Here is a 26,913-nt window from a genome sequence, read left to right on the forward strand (position 1 = left end):
CTTAGATTAACCATCTTTCTTTTTCATAGAAATATATGTTTACCATTAAAAATGATAAACGGAGATTGAGTTAGTTCAAATAATAGATGTAAAAGATTAAAAATGGTTGCGTTAGGCAAAAATGGCAAAGAAGTGGTATTTTAGTCTCCTAATTTTTTAAAAACACTATGAGCAAAGATAAAGACGCCAAATTAAAGGCACTGAAGTTAACCTTGGATAAGCTGGATAAAACCTATGGCAAGGGCGCGGTAATGAAGATGGGAGACAGTGTTGTTGAAGATGTAGAAGTAATACCCTCTGGATCTTTAGGGTTAGATTTGGCATTAGGTGTTAGTGGCTACCCAAAAGGGAGAATTATTGAAATTTATGGCCCGGAATCTTCTGGTAAAACCACATTAACCTTGCACGCTATGGCCGAAGCACAAAAAGCAGGTGGCATAGCTGCATTTATAGATGCAGAACACGCTTTTGATCGTTTTTATGCTCAAAAACTTGGGGTGGATATTGACAATTTAATCATTTCGCAACCAGACCACGGAGAACAAGCTCTAGAGATAGCAGATAACTTAATACGGTCTGGCGCTATAGATATTGTTGTAATTGACTCGGTTGCCGCATTAACCCCTAAAAGCGAAATTGAGGGCGAGATGGGTGATTCTAAAATGGGATTACATGCTCGACTAATGTCTCAAGCCTTAAGAAAGCTTACCTCTACCATTAGCAAAACGCAATGTACGGTAATCTTTATTAACCAATTGCGTGAAAAAATTGGTGTTATGTTTGGCAACCCAGAAACCACGACTGGTGGTAACGCATTAAAATTTTATGCCTCTGTACGTCTAGATATTAGACGATCTACACAAATTAAAAGTACGGACGGTGAAGTAATGGGTAACAAAACAAGGGTAAAAGTGGTTAAAAATAAGGTGGCACCACCATTTAAAACTGCTGAGTTTGATATCATGTATGGAGAAGGGGTTTCTAAAGTAGGTGAAATCCTTGATTTGGGCGTAGCTTATGAAATTATAAAAAAGAGCGGTTCTTGGTTTAGCTACGGCGATACCAAATTAGGACAAGGTAGAGATGCCGTTAAAACATTGATTGACGACAATCCTGAACTGGCCGAAGAGCTAGAAGGTAAAATTAAAGAAGCAATTGCGGCTCTAAAAGAATAAAGTTTTCTTAAAAACGTAGGGAATACGCAACCCCTAGAGCAAGTTATCATCTTTATAGTGTTGAAACTAAAGACTATGAAGAAACTAGTTCTAGGGGTTGTTCTATTTTCATTTTGTTTGTTTTTCTCTAATTGCGACGTGGATACCGGAGAAAATTTTCATTTTGAAACCTTGGCCATAACCAATGCCCAAGTACCAGATACGTTTAGACTTAATGAAAATTATAAGATTGCAGTATCGTTTATTCGCTCAGATAATTGTACCTTTTTTGAAGGATTTGATGTTGTATCCGGTGATGGTGGTGTGCGATACATTACAGCCGTTGGTTCTATTTTAGATGGAAATGAATGCGCAGTATTGAATGACACGGTAACCGCGAATTTGGATGTGACCATTCTAATAGACCAAACGTATGACCTTAAATTTTATGCTGGATTAGATAGTGACAATAAAGCTAAATATTTGGAATATACCGTTCCGGTAGAATAATTACGAACAATACTAATTACCCAACCAACAACTTGAGTCTAGAAGAACTCATAAAAAACTGTAAAGCGAACAAGCGTAGCGCGCAAGAGCAATTGTACAAGCAATATGCTGGAATTCTCTATGGAATTTGTTTAAAATATTCTAAAAACAAAACAGAAGCCGAAGACAATTTGCATGACAGTTTTATGACCATTTACGAAAAAATAGGGCAATATACTTTTAAAGGTTCTTTTGAAGGTTGGATAAAAAGGATTACCGTAAATACCGTCTTACAGAAATATAGAAAAGACGCATACTTAGATGTCGTTTCTGAAAACTGGCCAGAAAATGAAGATGAAGATGAAGAATTACCAACTATTAATTTAAGTACCCTATTAAGTTACATACAAGAATTACCCAACAAATACCGGGTAACATTTAATCTTTATGTTTTAGATGGATATTCCCATAAAGAAATTAGCGAATTATTGGGTACCTCTCCGGGAACATCCAAATCTAATTTGGCACGGGCACGGAGCATTCTAAAAGAAAAAATAATAAAAGAAAGCATAAACATTGCTTAAATACCTACAGTGATAATGAGAAGGAATAATTTGGATAAACTCTATCAGGAGCAATTTAAAGATTTTGCGCCGCCACCAAACCCGGAGGTTTGGCAAAGAATAGAGGCATCTTTAAATGAAAAGAAAAACCGGAGGGTAATACCCATTTGGTGGCGTTTTGGTGGCATTGCCGCAATATTAATTTTGGGGCTAATCACTTTTAGCATTTTCTTTAGTGAAAATAACCAACCACCTACAGAACCAAAAATTACTACCACAACTATTAAAAAAATTACAGAACCAACCGAAATTGATAATTCTGTTAATAATAACGATGCCCTGGTAAATAGTAATCCCGACTCAAAAGAAGATGGTACTAATGCCATAACCACTAATGCTACTCCAAAGGCTAAAGAAGGGAATAGAACTAGTGTAGAAAATTCAATTTTAAAAACAACTAGTTCCGTTGTTTCAAATAAAACCCAAAAAAATAATGTGGGTTTTCTAGCTACTGAAGCAACTCTAAATAAGCAATCAACCCATAAAACTTCTGCTGATATAGTAGGGACTAATAATAAGTCTAATGACAATGAAACTGACATCGCCATTTCTAAACAAAATAAAAAAAATGGTATTTTAAATGGAGAATCTGAAGTAGCCCAGAATGAAGCAACAAAAGACACCCTTACAAATCAGCAAAAGAAATCCATTTTTGAAGCTATTGAAGAAACAGAAGAAGTAGTAAAACAAAAAGACGGTGAAACTAAAAAATGGTCTTTAGGCCCATCTGTAGCGCCAGTTTATTTTGATGCTATTGGTCAGGGCTCCCCTATACATTCTACTTTTAACACCAATAGCAAATCTGGTAATCTTAACTTAAGCTACGGGCTTACGGTTGCGTATCAAATAAGTAACAAAATTAGCCTACGTTCTGGTATACACAAAGTAGATTATGGGTATGACACTAAAGGTGTAAGCTTTTCTTCGTCTTTAAGTGCTTTAAATAATGGACAAATAGAAAACATTGATTATTCGCAATCTGCAAGAACTATTGTGGTTTCTAGTGCCAAAGAACGGACTGCTGCTTTTAGTGATAATGCAGAAGTAGCCAACACCATTGCTCCCCTATCTGGTAGCATGGTGCAACAATTAGGCTATTTAGAAGTGCCCATGGAATTAAACTATCGTTTATTAGACAATAAGTTCGGTATAAACGTCATTGGAGGTTTATCATCTTTATTCTTATTAGACAATGCGGTTTCTTTAGAAAGCAATGAGCTGGTTACAGAAATGGGCGCCGCCAATAATGTAAACGATGTAAGCTTTAGCACCAATATTGGCCTAGGTCTAGACTATAAAATCAACAACGCGCTAAAAATTAATCTAGAACCTATGTTTAAATATCAATTAAACACATTTAATAATACATCTGGAGAATTTAGACCTTATACCATTGGTGTATACAGCGGTCTACGTTTTCAGTTTTAACTAAAGAAGTTGGTTAGGTTGGTCGATTTATCGACAATCTTTGAGACCCCGTAGGAGCTTACGGGGTCTTTAAATTTTAAATTAATTCTTGATAAAGTAATTGCCATGTCTGTTGTTTCAACATCTGTGTATCGCTTACATCTAGCAATTCTGTAGGCACAAACGGAAATGTCTTTACCCTTAAAGGTCCTGGTGCCCCACTAAAAAACTCCCAAGGAAATCGTTTTTTACAATCATAAAAAACCATGGAAACGATTGGTATATTATGCCTAATTGCCATACGAAATGCACCATCCTTAAATCGGTCTAGTACCACATGACTTTCTGGAACTCCGCCCTCAGGAAAAATACAGATACTTAAGCCCTGCTGTAATCTAGCCTGTACCCTCTTGTAAACCGCCGCCCTACTTTTAGGGTTCTCCCTATCTACCAAAATACAAACCCTCTTATAAAAGAACCCAAATATTGGAATTTTAGCTAGCTCTTTCTTACCCACAAAAACGAAAGGATTTTTACTTACATATAGCATAAGCATTATATCTAGCATACTAGTGTGGTTAGCTACAAGCATATAATTTTTGTTTTCCTCCATTTTCTCTACTCTAGTAATTTTTGGGAAACAGCCCATGCCGTATAAAATTGTTTTGCCCCAAATATTACGTGCCAACCAATAAAACTGAGGATAGGTTTTCTCAGAAAAGGTAGTAGCCAAAAGCAACGGAGAAAAAACCAAAATTGGTATTGTTACCAGCAGGTAAAACCATATTCGATATAATGTATGGCCTATATACTTCAAAATCTTTATCACCGGGTAAAAATACTTATTCTAGATTATACCGTTCAAAACTAAATCTAATGCTTGTTTTTTTGTAGTTGAATCCATTTTATAATCTTCTGCATATTGCTACTTTTACCTTTTTAAATTACTATGGCAAGAGTATTAACAGGAATACAAAGTACAGGAGTACCGCATTTAGGAAATATTTTAGGCGCTATTAAGCCTGCAATTGAGCTTTCTAATGACCCAAAGAACGAATCGTTCTTATTCATAGCAAACATGCATACCCTAACTCAAATCAAAGATGGGGAATTACTTAGACAAAATACCTATGCGGTTGCCGCAACTTGGCTGGCGTTTGGCTTGGATATAGATAAAACCGTTTTTTACCGTCAAAGCGATGTACCTCAAGTAGCCGAATTATCTTGGTACTTAAGTTGTTTTTATCCTTACCAACGTTTAACCTTGGCGCATTCATTTAAGGATAAGGCAGGCCGCTTAGAAGATGTAAACAGTGGTTTGTTCACTTACCCCATGCTAATGGCCGCAGATATTCTGGCATATGACGCAGATATTGTACCAGTTGGTAAAGATCAATTACAGCACATAGAGATGACTAGGGATGTAGCTAATCGGTTTCATAACACAATGGGAGACACCTTTGTGATTCCAGAGGGTAAAGTACAAGAAAACACCATGTACATTCCAGGAACAGACGGTCATAAAATGAGCAAGAGCAGGGGTAATACCATAAATCTTTTTCAAACCGATAAAAAGTTACGAAAGCAGATAATGGGTATTGTTACGGACAGTACACCAATGGAAGAACCAAAGAACCCAGCAAAAGATAACATTTTTGCCCTTTACAAATTGCTGGCAGCACCTGAGCAGATAGAAGAAATGAGTGCGAACTATTTAGCGGGCAATTATGGATACGGCCACGCCAAACAAGCTTTGTACGAAGTTATTTTGGAAAAATTTGCAGAACCTAGGGAGCGTTATGAATATTACATGAACAACCTTAAAGAGGTAGACGAAGCGCTAGCGATAGGAGCAGAAAAAGCAGCTAAAATCGCAAACAACGTAATTGACAGGGTACGAAATAAAGTTGGCTATTAGATTACAACCAGAAAGAGACGGATAGCTAATTTAAAGAACTGTATTTAGTCGACAATTTTTGTGTAAAAGACTGTATACAAGCATAGAAATTGTAGTTGAAAATTTTATCGATTATCCTTTTAATAGGGATAAAAGTCAAAATAATCCTGCTCAATCACTAAATCCATTGTACCAAACAGTCTGGTATAAAAAAGAAATAGAAGTAATCGTTTAACCGCCTAGACCACCTCAAACAATTTACCTGGTAACGGGCGTATCAAACCTTTCATTTCCATGTTTAACAATGTGGAAGACGCTTTGAATATGGGCAAATTACACTCTAAAGCAACGATATCTAGTAGCTGTTTTCCGTTTAACTGCAAATAATTGTAGATAGACTTTTCTGTTTCGTCCATAGATACGAACAACTGTTTTTGAATAACTTTCTCCTCTTGTTTTTCTAGTTGCCAACGCAATAAATAAATCAGCTCTGCAGCGCTTGTAAGCATTTGGGCCTTTTGGTTTTTAATAAGATTGTTACATCCTAAACTATAATTATCCGTAACCCTACCCGGTACCGCAAAAACTTCACGATTGTAGCTATGGGCCAAATCCGCGGTTACCAAACTACCTCCTTTATCCGCAGACTCAACTACTATGGTTGCCTCACTTAAACCCGCTATAATCCTGTTACGCTTTAAAAAATTCTCCCTATCTGGTTTACTATTACTCCAAAACTCGGTGTAAAAACCACCATTTTCTAACAATCTGGGCACATACTTTTCATGTGCTTTAGGATAAATCTGATTTAGACCATGGGCCAAGCACCCAATTGTTTGTAGTCCATTATCCATAGCGGCACGTTGAGCAGTAATATCTACCCCATAAGCAAAACCACTAACAATTACTGGGTTTAGCGGTGCAATTTCTTCTATAAACTCATTGCAGAACCGTTGGCCATAACTGGTTATTTTTCGGGTTCCAACTATACTAATCAATTTTCGGTTTTGCAGGTCAATATTCCCCTTTTGGAATAATAATAAAGGACTGTCTATACAATGTTTTAAGTACCTTGGATAAGCCGGGGATTTATAATGCGCATAGCTAATGTTGTTTTGTTGTATGTAGTTAAGCTCCGCTTCTGCTTCTTCCAAAAAAATTGGGTCAAAAAACTGCGCTAACATTACAGAACCAATACCGTCAATTTTTTGAAGCGTGCTTTGTTTCTCGTTAAAGAGGGTAGAAACATCGCCACAGTGTTCTAATAATTTTTTAGCATTTATTGCCCCAATTTTGGGAATTCGCTGCAATCTTAACAACCCAAGTAACTCACTATCAGTTAGTGGAGTATTCATTCAAAAGTTTTTCACAATATACCCAAAACCAAATGTTAATAAAAAGTTACTCGTAGATATTTTACACTCGTTCATTTTTTACAATATTTGCCCTTATGCGTTTGGAACACTATATAGCAGAATTATTATACCGTTACAATTGTGTAGTAGTACCCGGGTTTGGGGCTTTCTTAGCAAATACAAACTCAGCTCGTATAGTGGGCAATACCATTCATCCGCCTTCTAAAAGTCTTTCTTTTAATCAGCAACTTCATAAAAATGACGGTCTGTTGGTATCTCATATTGCCAGTAGCAAACAATTATCTCATGACGCCTTGTTAGAAGAGGTGGTTTCCGTAGCCAAAAACTGGAAGGAAAAATTAGTTGCGGGTGGTGAGTTACGATTAGAAAAGATAGGCAAATTATGGATGGGCCAAGAAGAGCGTATCTTGTTTGCACCAGAAGGGCAAGAAAATTATTTAGCCGCTGCTTTTGGTCTTAGCACCGTTAGCGGCCAAAAAGTTACCAGAGAAATTCTAAAAGAAGAGGTAGAAACTTTGGAAGAGGCTATTCCATTTTCAATTACGCCAGAAAAAAGAAGTAATCCAATACGCCCTTTGTATAAATACGCTGCTGTGGCATTACTATTACTTGCAACCGGCACCACTTCGCTATTGTTGCACAAGCAAAACCAATCCAATAAATTATTGGTTGCAGAACAAGCTAGGGAAGCGGTAGATAGACATATACAAGAAGCCACTTTTTTTCAAACCTCACCGTTGGAATTGCCACCGTTAGATGTTAAGGTTACAAAAAAAGAGACCGCTGTAACATACAACCACCATATTATTGCGGGCGCATTTAGAGAAAAGGCCAATGCAGACCGTAAAATTAGCCAACTGAAGGCTATGGGTTATAAAGCAAGATATTTGGGCACCAACAAATTTGGACTTCACCAAGTGGCCTACCAAAGTTTTGTAGAAAGCAATGAAGCTTTACGTTATTTACGTAAAATAAAACGAACGGTATCTATGGATGCCTGGATGCTTTCTGAAAAGTAAATAAACGACCCTAATTAAGCATATTTATTTAACTACCTTTGCGCAAAATTTTAAACATGCGCACAAAAACACCTAGCGAATCCCGTACAATTATGACCGATATGGTTTTACCAAGTGAAACCAATCCGTTAAATAATTTATTTGGAGGCGAATTGCTGGCGCGTATGGACCGTGCCGCAAGTATAGCTGCAAGAAGGCACAGCAGAAGAATTACCGTAACCGCATCTGTAAATCACGTAGCTTTTAACCGCTCCGTTCCTTTGGGCAGTGTTGTTACCGTAGAAGCAGCTGTTTCAAGGGCTTTTAACTCTTCTATGGAAATTTATATTGATGTTTGGATGGAAGACCGCATAAGTGGTGAAAAAGTTAAAGCTAATGAAGCTATTTATACTTTTGTGGCGGTAGACGAAACCGGTACACCTACAGAAGTGCCTAAGTTAAAACCCGAAACAGAACTAGAACAACAACGTTTTGATGCGGCGCTACGCAGAAAGCAACTTAGTTTAGTACTTGCTGGTAAAATGAAACCGGACGATGCCACTGAGCTTAAGGCTTTGTTTACAAAATAAAACGCCTTAAAAATCAAAATTATCTGGGTCTGGCCCAAAGCGATGTTGCTTATCCATACCATCTAACAAGGCCACATCCTCTGCGGATAGTTCAAAATCAAATAGGGCTGCATTGGCAACAATACGGTCTTTTTTTGAAGATTTTGGTATGGTAACCACACCTTTCTGTAAATCCCAACGCAATACAATTTGAGCGATGCTTTTATTGTACTTTTTGGCCAATTCTTTAAAGGCGTCCATCTCAAATATTTTACCCTGCATCATTGGGGACCACGCTTCGTATTGTATCTGGTGTTTTTTACAAAAATCAATTAAATCTTGCTGCACCAAATACGGATGAAATTCCATTTGGTTAACCATGGGAACAATTTCGGCAGTGGTAAGTAAGTCTTCTAAATGATGCTGCAAAAAATTACTGACCCCTATGGCTCGTATTTTTTTATCCCTGTACAATTGCTCTAAAGCTTTCCAAGTCTCTTTATATTTTCCTTTTACCGGCCAATGAATCAAATACAAGTCTAGATATTCTAATTGTAATCGCTCCAAGCTTTCGTTAAAGGCTTTTATAGTACTTTCATAGCCTTGGTCTGCGTTCCATACCTTAGAAACCACAAAAATGCTTTCTCTGGCAATATTACTTTCCTTTATGGCCTGGCCCACGCCTTCCTCGTTTTTATAAATAGACGCTGTATCTATATGCCTATAGCCAGCTTCTAAGGCCCATTTAACCGCATTAATAACTTCCGTACCATCTTCTGACAAATAAACACCTAATCCAAAATAAGGCATTTTAACACCATTATGTAATGTAAAAGTTCCTTGTAAGTTTGTTATTTGTTCCATAAATCTACATTTGGTAAATCCATTGCTCTGGATTTAATTTAACGGTATTTTGATAGAGGTAAAATTTTAATTTGGTTTCGTTATTCAATGCATTGGTATATACCTCGCCAATAGCTTCCTTAACTTTTACCTTATCTCCCTTTTTAACATATACACTGGCCAAATTAAAATACATACTTATGTAATTTCCGTGTCTTACATAAACTCCTTTTTGGCCCGTTCTTAACGACATAATCTCAATAACTTCGCCCTCAAAAATGGCTCTAGCCTTTTCGCCTTTATCGGTGGTTATGGTAACGCCATTATTTTGGTGTTTAATTCCTGGATATAACTTATCTGCATACACCCCATATCCTTGGCTTTTAACTCCTTTTTCTACTGGCCAGATTAACTTTCCCTTATTTGCAGAAAAATTATTAGCAATAAGTTTGTACTCTGGTGTCAATTCAAACTTAGAGGAACTTTTTCCCCCAGTTTTCTTATTACTACTGGCAATTGCACTTTTAATTAATCGGTCAATTTCCCGGTCTATCCGTTTAGATTCTTTCTGTTTGTCCGATATTATTTTGGCATATTTACTCTCATTGGAACGAATGCTTTTTAATAAATCTTTTTGGGACGCCACCTCTTTTGCCAATTGATTTTTTACCTGAGTATTTTCTTGTACCAATTGGTCTTTTATCTTACGCTGTGCAACCAAATCTTTGTTTAAGGCGGTAAGTTCTTGCGTACGGGCAATAATCTGTTCTCCCTGGGTTTTACGGTATTTGGTATACTGTTTTATATATTGTAGACGTTTAAAAGCTTGAAAAAAATTCTCTGCGGATAACAAGAACATGATACGGTTCTCGTCGGTCTTGTTTTGATACGATTTTTGAATCAATGTGGCATACTCTTCCTTAAGCGCCTTTAGTTCTTCCCTAAGCTTACTAATCTTACGTACATTGGCATTGATTTGCCTGTTCAACAAATTAGCTTGCTGGTTGGTAACTTTAATTAATTCTTGACTTTTGTTTATTTTTTGATCTAGTGCGTCTAATTGATCAAGAACATTACCCCTTTCTTTTTTTTCTTGAAAAAGTAAGCGGTTCATTTCTTTTATTTCTTTCTGAATCCGCGCTCTTTTTGCCTCTAGGGCCTTTTGTTCACTAGATTGAGAAATACCCCAGTAAGGCAGTAATACCAAAAGCCCTAATAGTAACCCTTTATGTATCCAAAGCCTATACATTAGCGAGCACTAATATTTTTAAAACCACTTGGTATTTTATAGGGAAAATTTAAAGCCTTGCCCAGTTCTAAGTTTCTATACTCTAAGTTGATATTGGTGTTTTCACCTTTATTATCAATTTGAACACGTACCGTATTTGGAATAATCTTACTGCTTACTTGTTGGTAGGTGTAATCCATATCAAGAGACCGTGCTTCTGTATGCTGGATCAATTCCTGTCTAGATATTTTGAAGTATTTAGGGTCCATAAAAAAGAAAATACTGTACAAATCTTCTTGTTTCTTAGGTGTTAATTTATAGGTGTTGTTTACTACGTTTGCCTCATACTTTTGATTTTGTAAGTCTAAGATGGCATTACCCAACAACAAGTTTTGGACTTTTTCAAAATTCATTTCGGTACCCAGCATTTCGGTAAGATAAGCAAAGTCACCATCAAAATACTCGTTATCCAAACGGTTGTAAAAACTCACTCGGTCTGGAGTAATCAATGCTTTAAACATCCCAAAAGGGGCACTTAACCAAATGGCCTCATCTCTTTTCATTCGTAAACTTACGGATACCGCCTGATTTGCATCAGCGCTGGTATACTCAATCTTTAGCTTAGCTGTCAAGGTACTATAGTCCGTTTGGTTTTTGTAATGTTGTTGTATTATTTTTTTAGCTGTTAAAGAAGGTTCTGCCGTACCAGAAGACAAAACCGCAGCACTTTTACAGCCCCCCATAAAAAGCAAGGTTAAAAAAATAAATCCCAAATAAATATTCCCTTTCATACAATCGAATTAAAAACCTGGTCTAATTTTATTTCTATAGAAGTTAGCCTTGGTTGGGTTATGCATGGCCGTATAGGCTTCTGCCAATGTATTGTAAAATTTATTGGCCAGCTTTATATCATCAAACAAATAATCCAGACCACCTTCTAAAACCTCAATTGCTTGGTAATTTTTACCTTTTTTATGCAAGGCAAGACCATGGGCATAATAAAAATAGGGTTGTAAAGGATAGGACTCTAGAGCGGATGCTGCTCGTAGTTCTACAATCCCATAATTTTCCATCTTAATTTGCTGCTCCAAATTAAATTGAATACTAGATACCGGATTGCCCTGTTGCCTAACTACGGTGCTGGAAAACGTTTTTTGAACATTGTTTTGCCTTCTACTTAAGGCATCTTCTACCTTTACCGTTAAGTTGTTTTTAAAATCACCATTGGTAATTTTTTCTAGCTGCTCTTTGGCCAACGTATAACTACCTAAGTTGTAATAAGCCAATGCCAGATTCTTTCCTATTTTCTCATTATCCAAATCTAAGTTATGGTCTATTCCAACCAAATTGGTGTTTTGCGTATTTAAAAGCTCTACCAAAGAATATAAGTACCAGTAATTTTCTGGCTCATTGGCCAATGCTTCCAAAATAAACTCCTGCGCTTTAACATAGGACTTATCCAAGGCATAAACCTTTCCTAGCTCATGATTTAGAACATTAGAATTGGGCTCTAACTGTTTGGCTTCTAAAAACAGGTTAATTGCCCTATCGTAATTTTCAATGCTTTTTTGCCGTAGACCATCAAAAAACAACTCCTGAAACCTATCGGTATAATCTCCAAGAAATACTTCGGCAGATTCTTCTACCTGGGGAATAGAATCGTTATTGTTTTGAGCAAGGCTTTTTAGGCCTGTGAGGAAGCAGGCAATATAAATTGCTAAAACAAAATAACTTTTCTTCATAAAATTTTATTCCAAAGTAGAATAATCACCTATGCTTATGGTTTCAAAATTACCATTGTATTTTACATGATTTCCAATCATAGCATTGTCCAAATTAGCATTTTTGATAGAGGAATGCGCTTGGATTAAACTATTTTTAACGGTAGAATTCTCAATAACGGTATTGTTTCCTATTGAAACAAACGGCCCTACCGTTGTGTTCTTAAGAACCACATTATCCCCTATAAAACAAGGTGGTATAATATTCGCATTTTCTTCTTGTACGGTATCCGAAATTAATTTTTCTCCATCTTCCTCTAAGAACCCTAACATACGTTGGTTGGTTTCTACGGTTACATTTTTGTTACCACAATCCATCCATTCACTTACCTTACCTGTTACAAAAACCTTACCATCTGCCATCATGCGCTTGATACCATCGTTTATTTGATACTCTCCCCCATTAATAATATCGTTATCTAATACATACTGCAATTCTTTTTTAAGTACGGCAACATCTTTAAAATAATAAATGCCTATTACGGCTTGGTCGCTAACAAAAGTATCTGGCTTTTCTACCAACTCTACTATATGGTTATTCCCGTTTAGGTTTACTACACCATAAGCAGAAGGATTAGCTACTTTTTTGGTCCAAATAACGCTATCTGCTTCTTTATCCAAATCAAAATCTGCCCGTATAAGCGTATCTGCATAGGCAATTACAGCAGGGCCAGACAAGGATGGCTCTGCACACATTATAGCATGGCCAGTACCTTTAGGGTCTAGCTGTCTGTAAATTGATGCCTTTGCGCCTAATTCTTGGGCAAGGTTCTCTAAGCTAGTTACCACATCTGCTCCAAAAAACGCTGGGTCTCCTAAAATAAAAGCAATCTCTTCTATAGGTTCGCCCAACACTTTGGCAATATCGCTCACCAAACGATGTACAATAGGTTTACCTGCAACAGGGATCAAAGGTTTTGGAACGGTTAAGGTATGTGGGCGTAGTCTAGAACCACGACCGGCCATTGGTACAATGATTTTCATTTTCTTATTCAGTTAGTTGTCGTTTATACACGACTAGTTTTACTTTTCAATTTTTATCCTAAAAAAGGGACTATTTATACTATAGTTATTTTACACCAGTACTGCCAAATCCGCCGGCTCCACGCGCTGTTTCAGTAAGTTCGTTAACTTCCACCCATGTTGCACGTTCATGTTTGGCAATAACCAATTGCGCCACACGCTCACCATTTTCAATGGTAAATTCTTCATTGGACAAGTTCACCAAAATAACACCAATTTCACCTCGGTAATCGGCATCTACCGTTCCCGGGGCATTAAGTACGGTAATTCCTTTTTTTGCTGCCAGCCCACTTCTTGGACGCACTTGAGCCTCAAAACCAACAGGTAGTTCAATAAACAAACCCGTTTTAACAATTGTTCGTTCTAATGGTTTTAGGGTAATAGGCGCTTCAATGTTAGCCCTTAAATCCATACCAGCAGACGCTAAAGTTTCGTAATGCGGCAGGGCATGAGCCGATTTGTTGATAATTTTAATTTCCACGTTTAATGAATATTGCTTTTAACTTATCGCCTTCCATCTTATAAATGACTCCCAAAAATAGGCAAAGCAAAAAGGAACCAACGATTAAGTTACGGTTAAAAATATAGAATGATGAAAAGGAGAATAGAATAGACAACCCTCCATAAAATAAAATCTTACGCATGTTATACGGTACAGGATACAATTTTTTGCCCAAGTAATAACTCAAACACATCATTACTGTGTAGGCACTTAAGGTTGCTATTGCTGAGGCCATATACCCCATTTTAGGTATAAAAATAATATTGATGACCAAGGTGATGATGGCACCAATTACCGAGATAAATGCACCATAGCGGGTTTTATCCGTAACCTTATACCAAACGGACAGGTTATGATATATACCTAAAAAGAAATTGGCCAGAACAATAAACGGCACAATTTTTAAGGCCTCCCAATAAGCTTCATTGGGTATTAAGACATGTTTTATTAAATCGGCAAAAACAACTACCCCTAGTAAAATGATACTTCCAAAAATGACAAAATAACCCGTAATCTGAGCATAGCCTTTTTGCGGATTTTTAGAATCTGCATGACTAAAAAAGAAAGGCTCTATACCCAATCTAAAAGCTGTAGAAAAAAGCGTCATAAAAACCGCCAATTTATAACATCCGGAGTATTTTCCTATTTCAGATTTAGAGATATCTGCCGGTAGCAGCCACTCGAGCAAGTACCTATCAAAAACCTCATTTATAGCATAGGCAATACCCGCAATTAATACTGGTAGGGCATAGCGCATCATTCGTCTCCATAGCGTAGCATCAAAAGTGTAATCGGTATCTAGATAAATACCACCTACCCACAAAAAGGCTATACCGCTAGAAATGGCATTGGCTATAAAAACATATTCTACCTGAAAATCCTGTACATAAATTGCCTGCCACAAAGCGTTATCGCCTACTTGTAGCATCGGCAGTATGGACAAAAAGAATAAATTGAGAAATAAATTAATTGCCACTGTGGTTACTTTAACCACTGCATAGCGCATAGGGCGCTCTTTGGCACGCAACCAAGCAAAAGGGATAATGGTCAACGCATCAAAGGCCAAAACCGCTACAACGATTAGAAACAAGGTGTTGCCTAACTCTAAAAATGCTGCGATACCCGACTTAAAAATCCAAGAAATTATTACAAAGCCAAATGTGGTGGCTGCAACACTTATTAGACTAGTAGAAACTACGTTTTGTTTGTTGGCCTCTTTATTAAAAAAACGAAAAAAAGACGTTTCCATTCCGTAGGCTAAAACCACATTACAAACAGCGATAAAAGTAAACACCAAAGAGGTTTCACCATAGGTACTGGTATTCATTACCCCAGTATGAAAAGGCACTAATATAAAAGAGAGTATCCGTGGTAAAACCGTGGCCAAACCATAAATAAATGTTTGCTTAAACAGTTTGTTGAGGATGCTCAATTGGGTAGATGTTTAACAGAAACCCCGAAGTAAGACTCCGGGGATATTTAGACGATAAAGGTACACATTTTAAGCCTACTGATACATTTTTGGCTTTAGTTCCTTTATGTTTTCAATTTTAAGATATTTGAGCTCTCCGTTTTCCGTATAGCTGATTACACATTCATTTTCTGACAGTTCAAACGGATTTTCCTTTTGCAGTTTTGGAGGTTTGTTACCCACTTCTTTCTTTGGGTCTGCATGCATTACAATGTCTGGTTTATCCATTTTATTACTAAAATTTGCCTCGGCATACATTTCATCTGAGTTCTTCACTATTTTTAAATCCGCAACTTTGCCCCTAAAAAAAGCTTGGGCAAAAGTTACTCCTTCTTTATCTATTTGACCAACAGGAATTTTTAGTTTGGTGCCCGAACCACTTTCCGCCCTACCACCGGCCCAATACTGGCAAGTAGCATTACCCGTGGTAAATGGGGCTTCCTTAACAAAAACCTTTTGGGATGAACAACTACTTAGCGAAAACAACAAACTAAAAAATATATAGGTAAACCATTTCATTTTGTACAATTTATTATTCTTATAAAGATAGAAAACCAAAATTAGTGCCAAAACAAAAAAAGCCCCTGAAATTCAGGAGCTTTTCTAGAACTATACGTTCTTATTAGTTGTTTAAAATAATTGATAAGCTATCTGTCATTGAATCTATTTCATATGAGTTCCAATTTGGAATCATACGAATTGTATATATACCTGGAGCCAAACTGGTTCCAGACAAAGGGTTATAGTAACTATAATTAATTTCGTTATTATTTTGATCAAGTAGCACTAACCTGTACGAACTATAACCAATGGATATATTGTAGGTAGTAACTAACTCTGTGATTGTAAAGGTATATTCTAACAAATCGTCAGTATCTGATTTGGTAAATTCTATGTTATATGATTGTGAAAAGGGCAGTGTAAGCTCTCCTAAATCAATATCGGTTGCGTTAGGTTCGCCTATGGCTAGTTTTAAAGTTCCAGAATCACTGTAGTAACTATTAACGGAAACAAAATACTTGCCAGGGACATTAAAATTTCCATAAACCTTTCCATAGCTTGAATAACTTGTATTTATATAATTGCCATTTTCAGATATAATCTCAAAATTTAGGTCTGTATTAGCATAAAAAGAAAAACCTGTAGCTTCTGCAACATCAATAGTATAAGTAATCCTAGAGTCTGGCTCTACTGATAAGTCAAAGGTAGTTTCTAAAATTTCAGTAGTACTAAGTTGACCTAAATCTAGATTCGTTTCTTCTGAATCTTTAAAGTTGAAATTAATGGTTCCCGAGTCTGTTTGGTTATAATAACTATTAAGGTAAACCAAATAAGTTGTCCCTGGAAACAAGCTTGGAACTTTTATGCCTCCGCTTGTACTAGAATAATTAACATAATTACCATTTTCGTCTCTTATGTATAAATCATAATAATTATCAACGGTGATTATTGCGCCAATTTCTTCTTCTACCGTGAATTTATAAATTATGGCATTATCAATTTCTTCACTTAAATCGAATATGTATGATTCAGTAAACGGAGCAATAACATTGCCCAGGTCAACATCAGATAAATTAGCATCTGCTAATTGAATAGTTAACGCAGAATTACTTGACGAATAATAGGATTCTACTTCCACATAATAATTTCCAACTTCTAAATTAAACCCATTTACAGAGTTGTAATTAGAATTTATCAAGTTGCCATTTTCATCACGCAAGATTACATTATTATCACCAGCTTCTATTAGATAATCTGAAGGTTCTGTAATAGAGAAAGTAAATCCTATTCGGTCGTCTGGCTCCTCTTCAGCCAAAGAAAATTCTTGTGATGTTATAGATGGAAAATCCAGTGAACCCAAATCTATATCCGTAGCTCTAAATTCATAGACTTGCTCTATAAACGTTTCTTGTGCAGAACCATCAGAAGCAACCACTTTAATGGTAATAGGTTCGTTCAGTAAATCATAGAAATTGTTGTTATAATAATAATAACCCCGGTTGTAATAACTATCCACACTTGTATCGTCCGTAATCAGTTCATCATTAATGTAAACCGTATAAACAATTGAATCTCCGTCAGGATCATCCGTTAAGCTCCAAAAAATCTCTATACTGTCATAGCTATAGAAATTAAAATAAATGTTTTCAAACTCAAATTCGTTAGGAGAGCGATTTACATTCAATGTTTTAATTGTACTTTCATTAGAGAAGGAACCATTTCCATCATAGGCTCTTATTTCTATTCCCAATACAACATCAACACCGCTTTTACCTGCAAAATTGGCAACTCCATTTTTATTTATTTTAACCTTATTTCCTTGATTTGCAATATATTCCTGAACATCTATTTCCACAGAGGTTTCCAAATAATCAGCAACCAATATTTCATTGTTCACGATTACTTCATAGGTAACAGAATCACCATTATCATCTGTTGCTGCATCCCAAGTAATGTTCACTAAAGTACCTTCAAGAACCGTTGCCTTAATGTTGGTTACCCTTGATGGAGGTACATTAACATAAACCTCTTTGACTTCTTCATCTGAATCATCTTTGGAACACGAAAAAAACATGCCTAAGCAAAAAAGGGTAATAAATAATCTAGTAATCTTCATTTTAATTAGGTTGGTTATAAAAAATAATATACATCGTTGAAAAGGCCAAAACTCCGTTAAATGGCTTAAACATCTCCGAATTCATATACCAGAAGGTTAAATATAGACTTTATTGTTTAATAGAAAATATTCGGCATAAAAAAAGCCCCTGAAATAATTCAGGGGCTTTTCTGGAACTATACGTTCTTATTAGTTATTTAAAGCTTCGGCACCACCAACTATTTCAAGAATTTCGTTGGTAATGGCGGCTTGTCTTGCTTTATTATACGTTAAGGTTAACTGGTCTCTTAACTCACCAGCATTATCCGTAGCCTTGTGCATAGCGGTCATACGCGCTCCATGCTCACTGGCAAAAGAATCTCTAATTCCCTTATACAATTGAGTTTTTAAAGACTTAGGAATCAATTGCTCCACAATTTCTGGCTTAGAAGGCTCAAAAACGTAATCTAAAGCCACTTCGCTACCTTCTGATGCCACCGGCACAATAGGTAAAAATTGTTCTGTAGTAACAATCTGCGTTGCGGCATTCTTAAACTTATTGTAGATGATAAGAATTTTATCATACTCCCCAGCCACAAAACGCTGCATTAAATCTTCAGCAATGGCCGCTACATTATCAAAAGTTAAGTCATCAAAAACCGAACTATGATTAGCAATTACCGTATCCGCTTTGGTAAGGGCATCATTGGCTTTTTTACCTATAGTAACAAAGTTTACTTGCTTACCTTGATATTGTTGCTTTAAAGCTGTTGTTTGTTTAATGATATTGGCATTAAACGCTCCGCAAAGACCCCTGTTAGAAGTAATGGCTACTACCAATACCTTCTTAACCTCTCTCTTTTCTGCGTAAACACTACCAGCATCACCTTCTAAACTAGCGCTTAAACTTTGCAATAACTCCGTTAATTTATCTGCATAAGGACGCATAGCGGTAATGGCGTCTTGTGCTTTCTTAAGCTTAGCAGCAGATACCATTTTCATGGCACTGGTAATCTGCATGGTAGACTTTACCGATGAAATCCTATTACGTATTTCTTTAAGATTTGCCATCCTTTAGATTAATTTTTAAGCTTTATATTTTGCAGAAAGTTCTTTACTAACAGCTGTTAACGTTTCAATTACTTCATCTGTTAGTTTACCCGCTTTTAACGTATCTAGAACATCTCTGTGTTTAGCATTTAAGAACTCTAAGTAATCTCTTTCGAACTCTTTTACTTTATCTACAGGAACATCTCTTAACAAGTTCTTAGAACCTGCAAAAATAATCGCTACCTGGTCTTCTACCGTAAATGGATCGTTTTGAGCTTGCTTTAAGATTTCTACGTTACGCTTACCTTTCTCAATTACGTTTAAGGTAGCCGCATCCAAGTCAGAACCAAACTTAGCAAATGCTTCTAGTTCACGGAACTGTGCCTGGTCTAACTTAAGTGTACCAGATACTTTCTTCATAGACTTAATCTGCGCAGAACCACCTACACGAGATACAGAGATACCTACGTTAATTGCAGGACGCACACCTTGGTTAAATAAATCTTGCTCTAAGAATATCTGACCATCTGTAATAGAAATTACGTTAGTTGGGATATAGGCAGAAACGTCACCTGCTTGCGTTTCAATAATTGGCAATGCTGTTAAAGAACCACCACCTTTTACAATTGGCTTTAACGATTCTGGCAAATCGTTCATGTTCTTTGCAATTTCATCATCTGCAATCACCTTAGCGGCACGCTCCAATAATCTTGAGTGTAAGTAGAAAACATCTCCAGGGTAAGCCTCACGTCCTGGTGGTCTTCTTAATAACAAAGACACCTCACGGTAGGCAACCGCTTGCTTAGACAAATCATCATATACAATCAATGCTGGTCTACCTGTATCACGGAAGTACTCACCAATTGCTGCACCGGCAAATGGAGCATATACTTGCATTGGCGCAGGATCAGATGCGTTTGCAGCTACAATTGTAGTGTATGCTAAAGCACCTTTTTCTTCTAATGTTTTTGCAATAGCAGCAACGGTAGAAGCTTTTTGACCTACAGCAACGTAAATACAGTATACAGGCTCACCTGCATCATAAAATTCTTTTTGGTTTAGAATGGTATCTATACAAACGGTAGTTTTACCTGTTTGACGGTCACCGATAACCAACTCACGCTGACCACGACCAATAGGAATCATAGCATCAATAGACTTGATACCCGTTTGCATTGGCTCATTTACTGGCTGACGAAAGATTACCCCAGGCGCTTTACGCTCTAATGGCATCTCATAAGTATCTCCAGAAATTGGACCCTTACCGTCTATAGGAGTACCCAAAGTATCTACAACACGACCAACAATGCCTTCACCAACTTTGATGGAAGCAATACGCTGTGTACGCTTAACAGTAGCACCTTCAACGATTTCTTTTGAAGGACCTAAAAGTACCACACCTACGTTATCTTCTTCTAGGTTTAATACGATACCTTGCATACCGCCATCAAACTCTACCAACTCACCATATTGTGCGTTAGAAAGACCGTAAACACGTGCAATACCATCACCTACTTGAAGTACAGTACCCACTTCGTCTAAAGAAGCGGATGCTTCAAATCCTGATAATTGCTCTTTTAAGATTGCTGATACCTCAGCTGCTTTTACTGCTGCCATTGTTATAGACTATTTGTAAATTCCCTTTTTAAACTTTTTAATTTGCTTACCACACTTGCATCATATTGCAAGTCGCCAACACGTAGTACAAAACCACCGACCAATGCTTCATCAACCTTATTTTCCAAGGTAACTTTTTTGCCGGTTAAGCTAGCTACTTGTGCCAATATTTTATCTTCTAATGCCTTTGTTAAAGGCACAGCAGACGTAACATAAGCCACATCTTCTCCCTTACGCTGTTCGTATTGGGCTATATATTTTAAAGCAACCTCGTTCAACAAATCCAAACGTTTGTTAGCCATTAAGGTATCTAACAAGCCCATGGTTATTTGCTCACCATCTTTAAAGATAGCTTTTAAACTAGCTTTTTTGATTTCTGACTTTACGACAGGGCTAGAAAGAACCTGTTTAAGTTCATTGCTTTCTGCAATAGTAGCAATGATATCTTTCATGTCTTTCTCTACCTTATCAGCGGCTTTTTGCTCCATGGCAAAATCTAGCACCGCCTTGGCGTAACGTGTAGCTGCTCTTGAATCGCTCATAGGATTCTTTTCTTACTATTAATTTAATTTGATATCACCCAACATATTTTCTACAAGCTGTAATTGCTTGTCTTTGCTGGACAATTCTTCTTTGATTACTTTTTCTGCAATATCTACAGAAAGGGTAGCCACTTGAGATTTGATTTCTGCCATAGCTGCTTTCTTTTCACTCTCGATAGCTGCTTGCGCCTGAGTAATCATTTTATCACCTTCTACTTGCGCTTGTTCCTTGGCGTCAGATATCATTTTTTCTTTGATTTCTCTTGCTTCTTTCAACATGGTTTCGCGCTCCGCTCTAGCTTCTTGCAACAACCTATCATTATCTGCCTGCAAGTTTTGCATTTCTTTACGCGCATTTTCTGCAGCGTCTAATGCATCTTGGATTCCTTTTTCCCTTTCATTCAAAGATTGCATAATTGGTTTCCATGCAAATTTTGCTAGTAAGAAAATCAACACCAACAAAATGATGGCCTGCATCACAAATAAGCCCGGTGAAAAATCGTTTAACAAATCCATTTTAAAATACTTTTATCAATTATTATTTAATCGCAAATCTTTAAAAAACACTTCCTGCAACCAACCGTTGCAGGATGAGTGTTCTTTGTAATTAGTTTCCTAGGATTAACGCACCAAAGGCCAAACCTTCTAAAAGTGCACCGATGATGATCATCGCAGTTTGGATTTTACCAGCTGCTTCTGGTTGACGAGCGATACCTTCCATCGCTTTACCACCAATCTGACCCAAACCGATACCACCACCGATAACGATTAATCCAGCTCCAATTAAGTTGTACATAGTAATTGACTTTATAAATAATTAAACAATAATAATTCTAAACAAAATTCTCTCTTACATCTTCTACATCAGAAACCTCATCTCCGTGCGCATCGTGCTCATGGTCGTGATCATGCTCAGCAACTGCCATACCTATAAAAAGGGCAGAAAGCATGGTAAAGATAAACGCCTGTAAAAACGCTACCAACAATTCTATAACCGTGATGAACAAAGTCAACACAAAAGAGATTCCCGTAGAGCCAACAGCTCCAAAAGAAGATTTAAGTAACACCATTAAAGCAATTAAGCTCATTACCACAAAGTGCCCTGCGGTTATATTTGCAAACAAACGAATCATTAAAGAGAATGGCTTTGTAAACATTCCCAAGATTTCAATTGGCATTAAAATAATTTTCATGGGTACCGGCACTCCTGGCATCCAGAAAATATGTTTCCAATAATCCTTATTAGCACTAAATTGTACAATCAAAAATGTAAACAAGGCCAAACAAAATGTTACAGCAATATTACCGGTTACATTAAAGCCAAGTGGCGTCATCCCCAACAAGTTCAACACCCAGATAAAGAAAAATACCGTTAACAAGAAAGGCATAAAGCGTTGGTACTTTTTCTCGCCAATATTAGGCCTTGCAATCTCGTCTCTTACATACAACACCAACGGCTCTAAAACACGACCAAAACCGGTAGGCACGCTTTTATTTTTGTATTGCTTTGCTAAAGAAGCAAAAGCCCACACCAACAATAAACCAGCTAACAACATACCAAAAACACCTTTAGTGATAGAAAAATCTAACACCTTATGCGCATTGGTTGGGTGGTGTGCCTCATCAAAAGCAACTTCGGCAACCCCATTATCTAACTCGTATATTTTCTCGTGAATCTTTACAAATCTAGACCCTCCTTTTTCTACAATCACATTTCCTGCATCATCATGATGAAAGGCAGAAGACATAAATGTTTGCAACCCATTACTGGACCAAACAATTACAGGTAACGGAAAACCAATATGCTTACGCTCGCCGTGAGAATCTGTATAGGAAAATACATGAAAGTCGTGTGCGTCTTTAAGGTGATGCTGAATGTACTCGTTAACCTCTTCTTTGGTATTTACCTCACCACCATGGTCAGTAGCATGTTCTTTGTCAGAAATGGCAAATGATTGAACGGATACAAACAGTGCAAAAAGCAAACTAGCAATACCTAGATTTTTCTTCATCATGATAAATTTCAAAAATGAGGCTCGTCAAAATTTTGCGCAAAAGTAATACATCTTGCTGTAATCCAAACCATTTTCATCGAATATTGTTTGATGTATCTATTTTGGTCAAGATTTTTGCGATGAAATACACCTCTAGCAACAGACTTAAGAAAAAGGGAATCAGCAAAGAAAGTAATTCTGACTTGGGTGTTTCTTCTTCTGCAAACAAAGGTTCTTTAAACAACAAAACAAACAGACCCATTTTTACAAACAGCATAGCCAAGTAGACGATGCCTAGTGAATTTTTCAAACTGGCTTGTTTGGATAAGAATTGAATGGACAACACCAAAACCAGCGAAAAAGTAAAATGGAATATGTAGGTGTTGGTTAAAAAAGTCCTAAACGGACCATTCTCCAAAAAAAAATTGGTGTGCAATCCGTAAGAAAGGATGGCAACACCAATAAATAATGCGATTATTTTTAAAGCTTGTTTCAATATTGTGCTATTTACTCATGTCCATGGCCTTTTTAATTACAAGACCCATAGCCATAAAAACAGCTAGCAAAGTTATAATTTCTTCCCAATAAGTTGATGCAAACTTTTGATCCAACCATTCCCCTAATAAATTACCTAGATAAATGGTAACTCCCATTTGAATAGCTACTCCAGAGAAACTGGCAATATTTTTTAATAGTTGTTGGCGCTCGTTATGAGGCTTTTGCTGGTTCATTTTGTTTTGGCTGCTGTGTACGCTGTGCGTTTGGGTTAGGTTTACCCATGGTACAGGTAGCATTAAAAGTAGCACCTGGCTCAACGGCAAGTTTTGCCACATTTACGGTACCCTCAATTTTAGCGTCACTTTTTAAGGATAATAATTCAGACACATAAAGCTCACCATCAAAATTACCTTCTATGTCTGCATTTACGCACTCTACTTTACCTTTTATTAGGCCGCCTCTACCAATAACTACCTTGCCAGAAGTTTTTACATTACCCTCTAATTTGCCATCTATCCTAAAATCGGCCTCAGAAGTAATATCTCCTTTAATTACAGTGTTTTTTTCTATTCGGTTGGGCTGACCACCACCAAAGCCCTCATTTGGGCGTGGCTTTTTGTTGTCTGAAAACATTTTACTCACGGTTTTGGGGTTAAAATTTGTTCTTTATACGTTTCTAAATTTTTATGGACTAGGATAGTTTGGTAGTTCTTTGATAAAATTACGAAATTCTTATCCTTTATTTTGTAATCCTTATTGTTTTTTATCAGTTCTGCAAAGCCTAAGGCAAAGTCTTTTGATTTAAAGCCATGCACCACTACAAATTGGTCTTCTAATGTGTAGGTGTCTTTACTTACCGCATTTTTATATCGAAGATCTATTACCACCTCCTCTAAACGCTCTTTTAACGCCAAGGCCGCTTCATTATTTGAAATCTTAAACGGAAAGACCACCTTCCAGTTTCCTGTACCAGTTGCGCCAGTTTCCGGACTAAATTCTTTATTGGCCAACTTGGGAAGCTGTTGGGCAACTATTTGTTCTGCTTTTTTACCTTCTGGATTATTAGGATACGTTAAGGCCACATAATTAAGTGCTTCCTTAAAAGGTTCAAACCCTTGTAAACGCCCTATGGCGTTTGCCTTAAGCAATTCAAACTTGGGCACAATAGGATCACCCGTAAATCTATTGATCCATTCTTGGGACTGGGTAATAACCTCTATGAATTTTTGTTCTTGGTACAATTTAAAGAGTTGTGCATATCTAGCATCCGGACCCTCTTCGTTTAGACCCAAAACCGCTTGCGGGTTTAACAACAGCTCTGCGTACCTACTACCATCATGATTGCGGATAATGTCTTGTTTCATTCCTGCCGCAAGAGGACTACCCTCTTCTTCATATATTTTATACAAATTATACTTAGAAGGTAGTATTAGGCGTTCTTCTGGGTTTCCCTTAAGCACACGCTCTAGTTTCCCTGCTGCCAAAAGATTCTCTTTAAACTTTTCCTTGTAAATAAGCCCCAATTGGTAATTGGCAAAATTACGTTCTGCCGCTAGGCTATCTATGCTATGTGTGTCTGTTGGTACTTGGCTTAAATAATAGTCTAAAGAAAACTTTTCGTTTTCTGGTACCGCTACTTCTGTACTTGCTACCGCGTCTCCTGTTGCTTCGGATATAGCTACTGTATTTTTATTGCTCCAACGCCAATCGTCTTCCAAGGTACGTTCTCCCCATTGGGTTCTAAAAGCAGTTTTACCCTTGCCCAAACTTACAACATTGTAGAAATAGAACTTACCCTGATTTTGTTTACCACCAGATGAAGCCGCAAATTGCGCAAAACCAGCATTAGCTCTTTTTTCTTTCTCCTTTTCAAGTGCCTCTTCTTTAGCTTTTAAGTCTGCAATGTAAGCTTCAAAGTACGTTACCCGCTCTTCCTCTGGCATGTTATAAACGGTAATAACACTGTCTGCATATGTTACAATATCCTCGTAGGCAATTACATCTTCAAGATTGTCAAATTTTTTCTTGATAGTTCTATACTTTCTAGTGTTTTCCGTTAGGTTTTGTAATACACTATCATAATATGAACCCGCTTGCTTGTAGTTGTTTAAATCAAAATTATATGCGGCAAGTGTTTCGTAATTAAAGGCATTGAGTTTTCTATCGTTTTGAGTAGCCTTAATTGATTTGTTATAATAGACCAAAGCCAAACTATCCGAGCCTGTTTCTAAATGATAATTTCCAATTTGATGGTAAATTTTATCCAAGAACGGACGATTTTCGCGATTTTCTTCCAAATCCGTAAGGTATTCCAGTAAATACTCTTCATTTTCTGGTGTAACCTTGGTATTTAAAATCTTTTTTAGGTGCGCATTTACCATGTACACCCTAGGCGATTTCCGGTTTAATGCAATTACCTTGTCAAAGGCGTAGTTTGCACTGTCTTTAAACCCTAGTTGATTGTAAAGCTGCCCAATTATGAACAAATAGCGCCCTCGCTCTTCATTTTTTTTGGTGTAAGCTTGTGCAATTTTTAGTTTTTGTATTGCGGTATCTTTAATAGCAATATCTAAATACGATTGTGCCATTACCGCATTGGCATCTGCGTACTCTTGGTCTTTTAACCGTTCAAACTTTTGTAAGCGCTTTAAGTTTTTTATGGCCAATTCTGGATTACCCAAACGCATGTTGGTTTTTTCTCTCCAAATGGTAGCCTCATTAAGCTTATCACTAGACTCGTATTTCTTTAAAATGTAATTGAACGCTTCTAAAGCAGGAATGTAACGTTCGTCAAAATAACGGGCTTTACCCAAAAGCAAGAAGGCTTCGTCCGTTTGTGGATTGCGTTCCAAATCTTGTATGTCCATACTATGCTTTTGTATGGCCTTGGTAGCCTTTTCTTCTGCCCTTAAAAAGTTTGGGTTGTTATCTTCTGAATCTAGTTTTACCTGATCCGAAACTTCTAGCCGTTCTACGGGTAACAGGTCCCAAAAATCATCTTGATAATTGGCGTTTAATTCTGCTCTGCCTTCCTCAAAAGCAATATTACCATTGTACAAGGTATTGTACTTGGTATTTAATGCATGCCAGTTTCTGTTTACAAAGGTGTCTTTTTTAGTAGAACACCCAATTACAGCTAACAAAGCCGCTAAGGGAACGTAATTTTTAAAAGTATGAAGCTTCAACTTGTTGCAATTCTGTACCTATGCATAACTAAAAAAATAGCTATTTAGTATAGGCCTCATCGATAAAATG

The 26,913-nt window shown here is 37.0% G+C and carries 28 protein-coding genes; 7 read left to right on the forward strand and 21 right to left on the reverse strand.

Annotated features, from left to right (window positions below; all coding sequences use genetic code 11):
* The first annotated feature begins 167 nt into the window (after positions 1-167).
* The 4 genes from recA (at position 168) to ACXAGS_RS01350 (ending at position 3,694) form a co-directional block, all read left to right on the forward strand.
* Complete coding sequence (recA, locus tag ACXAGS_RS01335; RefSeq protein ID WP_010516196.1) at positions 168-1,175, forward strand: recombinase RecA; 1,008 nt, start codon at positions 168-170, stop codon at positions 1,173-1,175.
* Between the two features lie 75 nt (positions 1,176-1,250).
* Entirely contained in the window at positions 1,251-1,664 is a 414-nt protein-coding gene (locus ACXAGS_RS01340; protein WP_474903901.1) for a hypothetical protein, read from the forward strand.
* A 32-nt stretch (positions 1,665-1,696) separates the two neighbouring features.
* Entirely contained in the window at positions 1,697-2,227 is a 531-nt protein-coding gene (locus ACXAGS_RS01345) for an RNA polymerase sigma factor (RefSeq protein WP_474903903.1), read from the forward strand.
* Between the two features lie 15 nt (positions 2,228-2,242).
* Positions 2,243-3,694, forward strand: coding sequence for an outer membrane beta-barrel protein (locus tag ACXAGS_RS01350; protein ID WP_474903905.1), 1,452 nt, complete (start codon positions 2,243-2,245; stop codon positions 3,692-3,694).
* 76 nt (positions 3,695-3,770) lie between these two features.
* On the opposite strand, the gene ACXAGS_RS01355 is transcribed toward ACXAGS_RS01350, so the two are convergent.
* A complete protein-coding gene (locus tag ACXAGS_RS01355) occupies positions 3,771-4,502 on the reverse strand; it encodes a lysophospholipid acyltransferase family protein (protein WP_474903906.1) in 732 nt (243 codons plus the stop codon).
* Positions 4,503-4,622: 120 nt separating this feature from the next.
* On the opposite strand from ACXAGS_RS01355, the gene trpS reads away from it, so the two are divergent.
* Positions 4,623-5,591 (forward strand): tryptophan--tRNA ligase, encoded by a 969-nt coding sequence (gene trpS, locus ACXAGS_RS01360; protein ID WP_474903907.1) that lies wholly within the window; start codon positions 4,623-4,625, stop codon positions 5,589-5,591.
* Positions 5,592-5,809: 218 nt separating this feature from the next.
* Here trpS and dprA read toward each other — a convergent pair whose 3' ends face one another.
* Positions 5,810-6,925 carry a DNA-processing protein DprA gene (dprA, locus tag ACXAGS_RS01365; RefSeq protein WP_474903909.1) on the reverse strand — a complete coding sequence of 372 codons (1,116 nt, stop codon included), beginning with the start codon at positions 6,923-6,925 and terminating at the stop codon, positions 5,810-5,812.
* 95 nt (positions 6,926-7,020) lie between these two features.
* On the opposite strand from dprA, the gene ACXAGS_RS01370 reads away from it, so the two are divergent.
* Both ACXAGS_RS01370 and ACXAGS_RS01375 read left to right on the forward strand, forming a co-directional pair.
* Positions 7,021-7,965 (forward strand): HU domain-containing protein, encoded by a 945-nt coding sequence (locus ACXAGS_RS01370; protein WP_474903911.1) that lies wholly within the window; start codon positions 7,021-7,023, stop codon positions 7,963-7,965.
* 56 nt (positions 7,966-8,021) lie between these two features.
* Positions 8,022-8,534, forward strand: a complete 513-nt coding sequence (locus ACXAGS_RS01375; RefSeq protein ID WP_474903913.1) for an acyl-CoA thioesterase — start codon at positions 8,022-8,024, stop codon at positions 8,532-8,534.
* A 6-nt stretch (positions 8,535-8,540) separates the two neighbouring features.
* Here ACXAGS_RS01375 and ACXAGS_RS01380 read toward each other — a convergent pair whose 3' ends face one another.
* The 19 genes from ACXAGS_RS01380 to porW all read right to left on the reverse strand — a co-directional run bounded on the left by ACXAGS_RS01380 (position 8,541) and on the right by porW (position 26,843).
* Entirely contained in the window at positions 8,541-9,377 is an 837-nt protein-coding gene (locus tag ACXAGS_RS01380; RefSeq protein WP_474903915.1) for an aldo/keto reductase, read from the reverse strand.
* Between the two features lie 4 nt (positions 9,378-9,381).
* Positions 9,382-10,605 carry a murein hydrolase activator EnvC family protein gene (locus ACXAGS_RS01385; RefSeq protein WP_474903917.1) on the reverse strand — a complete coding sequence of 408 codons (1,224 nt, stop codon included), beginning with the start codon at positions 10,603-10,605 and terminating at the stop codon, positions 9,382-9,384.
* The gene (gene lolB1 / locus ACXAGS_RS01390) at positions 10,605-11,375 is read right to left on the reverse strand and encodes a lipoprotein insertase outer membrane protein LolB1 (RefSeq protein ID WP_474903919.1); all 771 of its coding nucleotides are present in this window, start codon (positions 11,373-11,375) and stop codon (positions 10,605-10,607) included. The genes ACXAGS_RS01385 and lolB1 overlap by 1 nt, the downstream gene beginning before the upstream one ends.
* A gap of 9 nt (positions 11,376-11,384) precedes the next feature.
* Positions 11,385-12,326, reverse strand: coding sequence for a tetratricopeptide repeat protein (locus ACXAGS_RS01395; protein WP_474903921.1), 942 nt, complete (start codon positions 12,324-12,326; stop codon positions 11,385-11,387).
* A gap of 6 nt (positions 12,327-12,332) precedes the next feature.
* Positions 12,333-13,349, reverse strand: a complete 1,017-nt coding sequence (locus tag ACXAGS_RS01400; protein ID WP_474903923.1) for a sugar nucleotidyltransferase — start codon at positions 13,347-13,349, stop codon at positions 12,333-12,335.
* A gap of 85 nt (positions 13,350-13,434) precedes the next feature.
* Positions 13,435-13,869 (reverse strand): dUTP diphosphatase, encoded by a 435-nt coding sequence (gene dut, locus ACXAGS_RS01405; RefSeq protein ID WP_474903925.1) that lies wholly within the window; start codon positions 13,867-13,869, stop codon positions 13,435-13,437.
* Positions 13,859-15,322 (reverse strand): oligosaccharide flippase family protein, encoded by a 1,464-nt coding sequence (locus ACXAGS_RS01410; protein WP_474903926.1) that lies wholly within the window; start codon positions 15,320-15,322, stop codon positions 13,859-13,861. Before ACXAGS_RS01410 ends, dut begins: the two co-directional genes overlap by 11 nt.
* Positions 15,323-15,397: 75 nt before the next feature.
* Positions 15,398-15,880 (reverse strand): hypothetical protein, encoded by a 483-nt coding sequence (locus ACXAGS_RS01415; RefSeq protein ID WP_474903928.1) that lies wholly within the window; start codon positions 15,878-15,880, stop codon positions 15,398-15,400.
* A gap of 103 nt (positions 15,881-15,983) precedes the next feature.
* Entirely contained in the window at positions 15,984-17,978 is a 1,995-nt protein-coding gene (locus ACXAGS_RS01420) for a hypothetical protein (protein ID WP_474903929.1), read from the reverse strand.
* 189 nt (positions 17,979-18,167) lie between these two features.
* Entirely contained in the window at positions 18,168-19,028 is an 861-nt protein-coding gene (gene atpG / locus ACXAGS_RS01425; RefSeq protein ID WP_474903931.1) for an ATP synthase F1 subunit gamma, read from the reverse strand.
* Positions 19,029-19,043: 15 nt separating this feature from the next.
* Positions 19,044-20,624, reverse strand: a complete 1,581-nt coding sequence (gene atpA, locus ACXAGS_RS01430) for a F0F1 ATP synthase subunit alpha (protein ID WP_474903932.1) — start codon at positions 20,622-20,624, stop codon at positions 19,044-19,046.
* 2 nt (positions 20,625-20,626) lie between these two features.
* Positions 20,627-21,166: an ATP synthase F1 subunit delta gene (atpH, locus tag ACXAGS_RS01435; protein ID WP_474903933.1), complete on the reverse strand. Its 540-nt coding sequence runs from the start codon at positions 21,164-21,166 to the stop codon at positions 20,627-20,629.
* An 18-nt stretch (positions 21,167-21,184) separates the two neighbouring features.
* Positions 21,185-21,682, reverse strand: a complete 498-nt coding sequence (locus ACXAGS_RS01440; protein ID WP_474903935.1) for a F0F1 ATP synthase subunit B — start codon at positions 21,680-21,682, stop codon at positions 21,185-21,187.
* Between the two features lie 91 nt (positions 21,683-21,773).
* The gene (gene atpE, locus ACXAGS_RS01445; RefSeq protein WP_167989059.1) at positions 21,774-21,962 is read right to left on the reverse strand and encodes an ATP synthase F0 subunit C; all 189 of its coding nucleotides are present in this window, start codon (positions 21,960-21,962) and stop codon (positions 21,774-21,776) included.
* A 37-nt stretch (positions 21,963-21,999) separates the two neighbouring features.
* Entirely contained in the window at positions 22,000-23,178 is a 1,179-nt protein-coding gene (gene atpB, locus ACXAGS_RS01450; RefSeq protein ID WP_474904786.1) for a F0F1 ATP synthase subunit A, read from the reverse strand.
* A gap of 76 nt (positions 23,179-23,254) precedes the next feature.
* Positions 23,255-23,656: a DUF6168 family protein gene (locus ACXAGS_RS01455; RefSeq protein WP_474903937.1), complete on the reverse strand. Its 402-nt coding sequence runs from the start codon at positions 23,654-23,656 to the stop codon at positions 23,255-23,257.
* Positions 23,657-23,663: 7 nt separating this feature from the next.
* Positions 23,664-23,891, reverse strand: a complete 228-nt coding sequence (locus ACXAGS_RS01460; protein ID WP_474903939.1) for an AtpZ/AtpI family protein — start codon at positions 23,889-23,891, stop codon at positions 23,664-23,666.
* Positions 23,869-24,291 carry a bactofilin family protein gene (locus ACXAGS_RS01465; protein ID WP_010516250.1) on the reverse strand — a complete coding sequence of 141 codons (423 nt, stop codon included), beginning with the start codon at positions 24,289-24,291 and terminating at the stop codon, positions 23,869-23,871. Before ACXAGS_RS01465 ends, ACXAGS_RS01460 begins: the two co-directional genes overlap by 23 nt.
* A gap of 5 nt (positions 24,292-24,296) precedes the next feature.
* On the reverse strand, positions 24,297-26,843 hold the full coding sequence (gene porW / locus ACXAGS_RS01470; protein WP_474903941.1) for a type IX secretion system periplasmic lipoprotein PorW/SprE: 2,547 nt from the start codon (positions 26,841-26,843) through the stop codon (positions 24,297-24,299).
* Positions 26,844-26,913 lie beyond the last annotated feature (70 nt).

This window comes from Croceivirga sp. ABH4_376 (assembly GCF_056160685.1).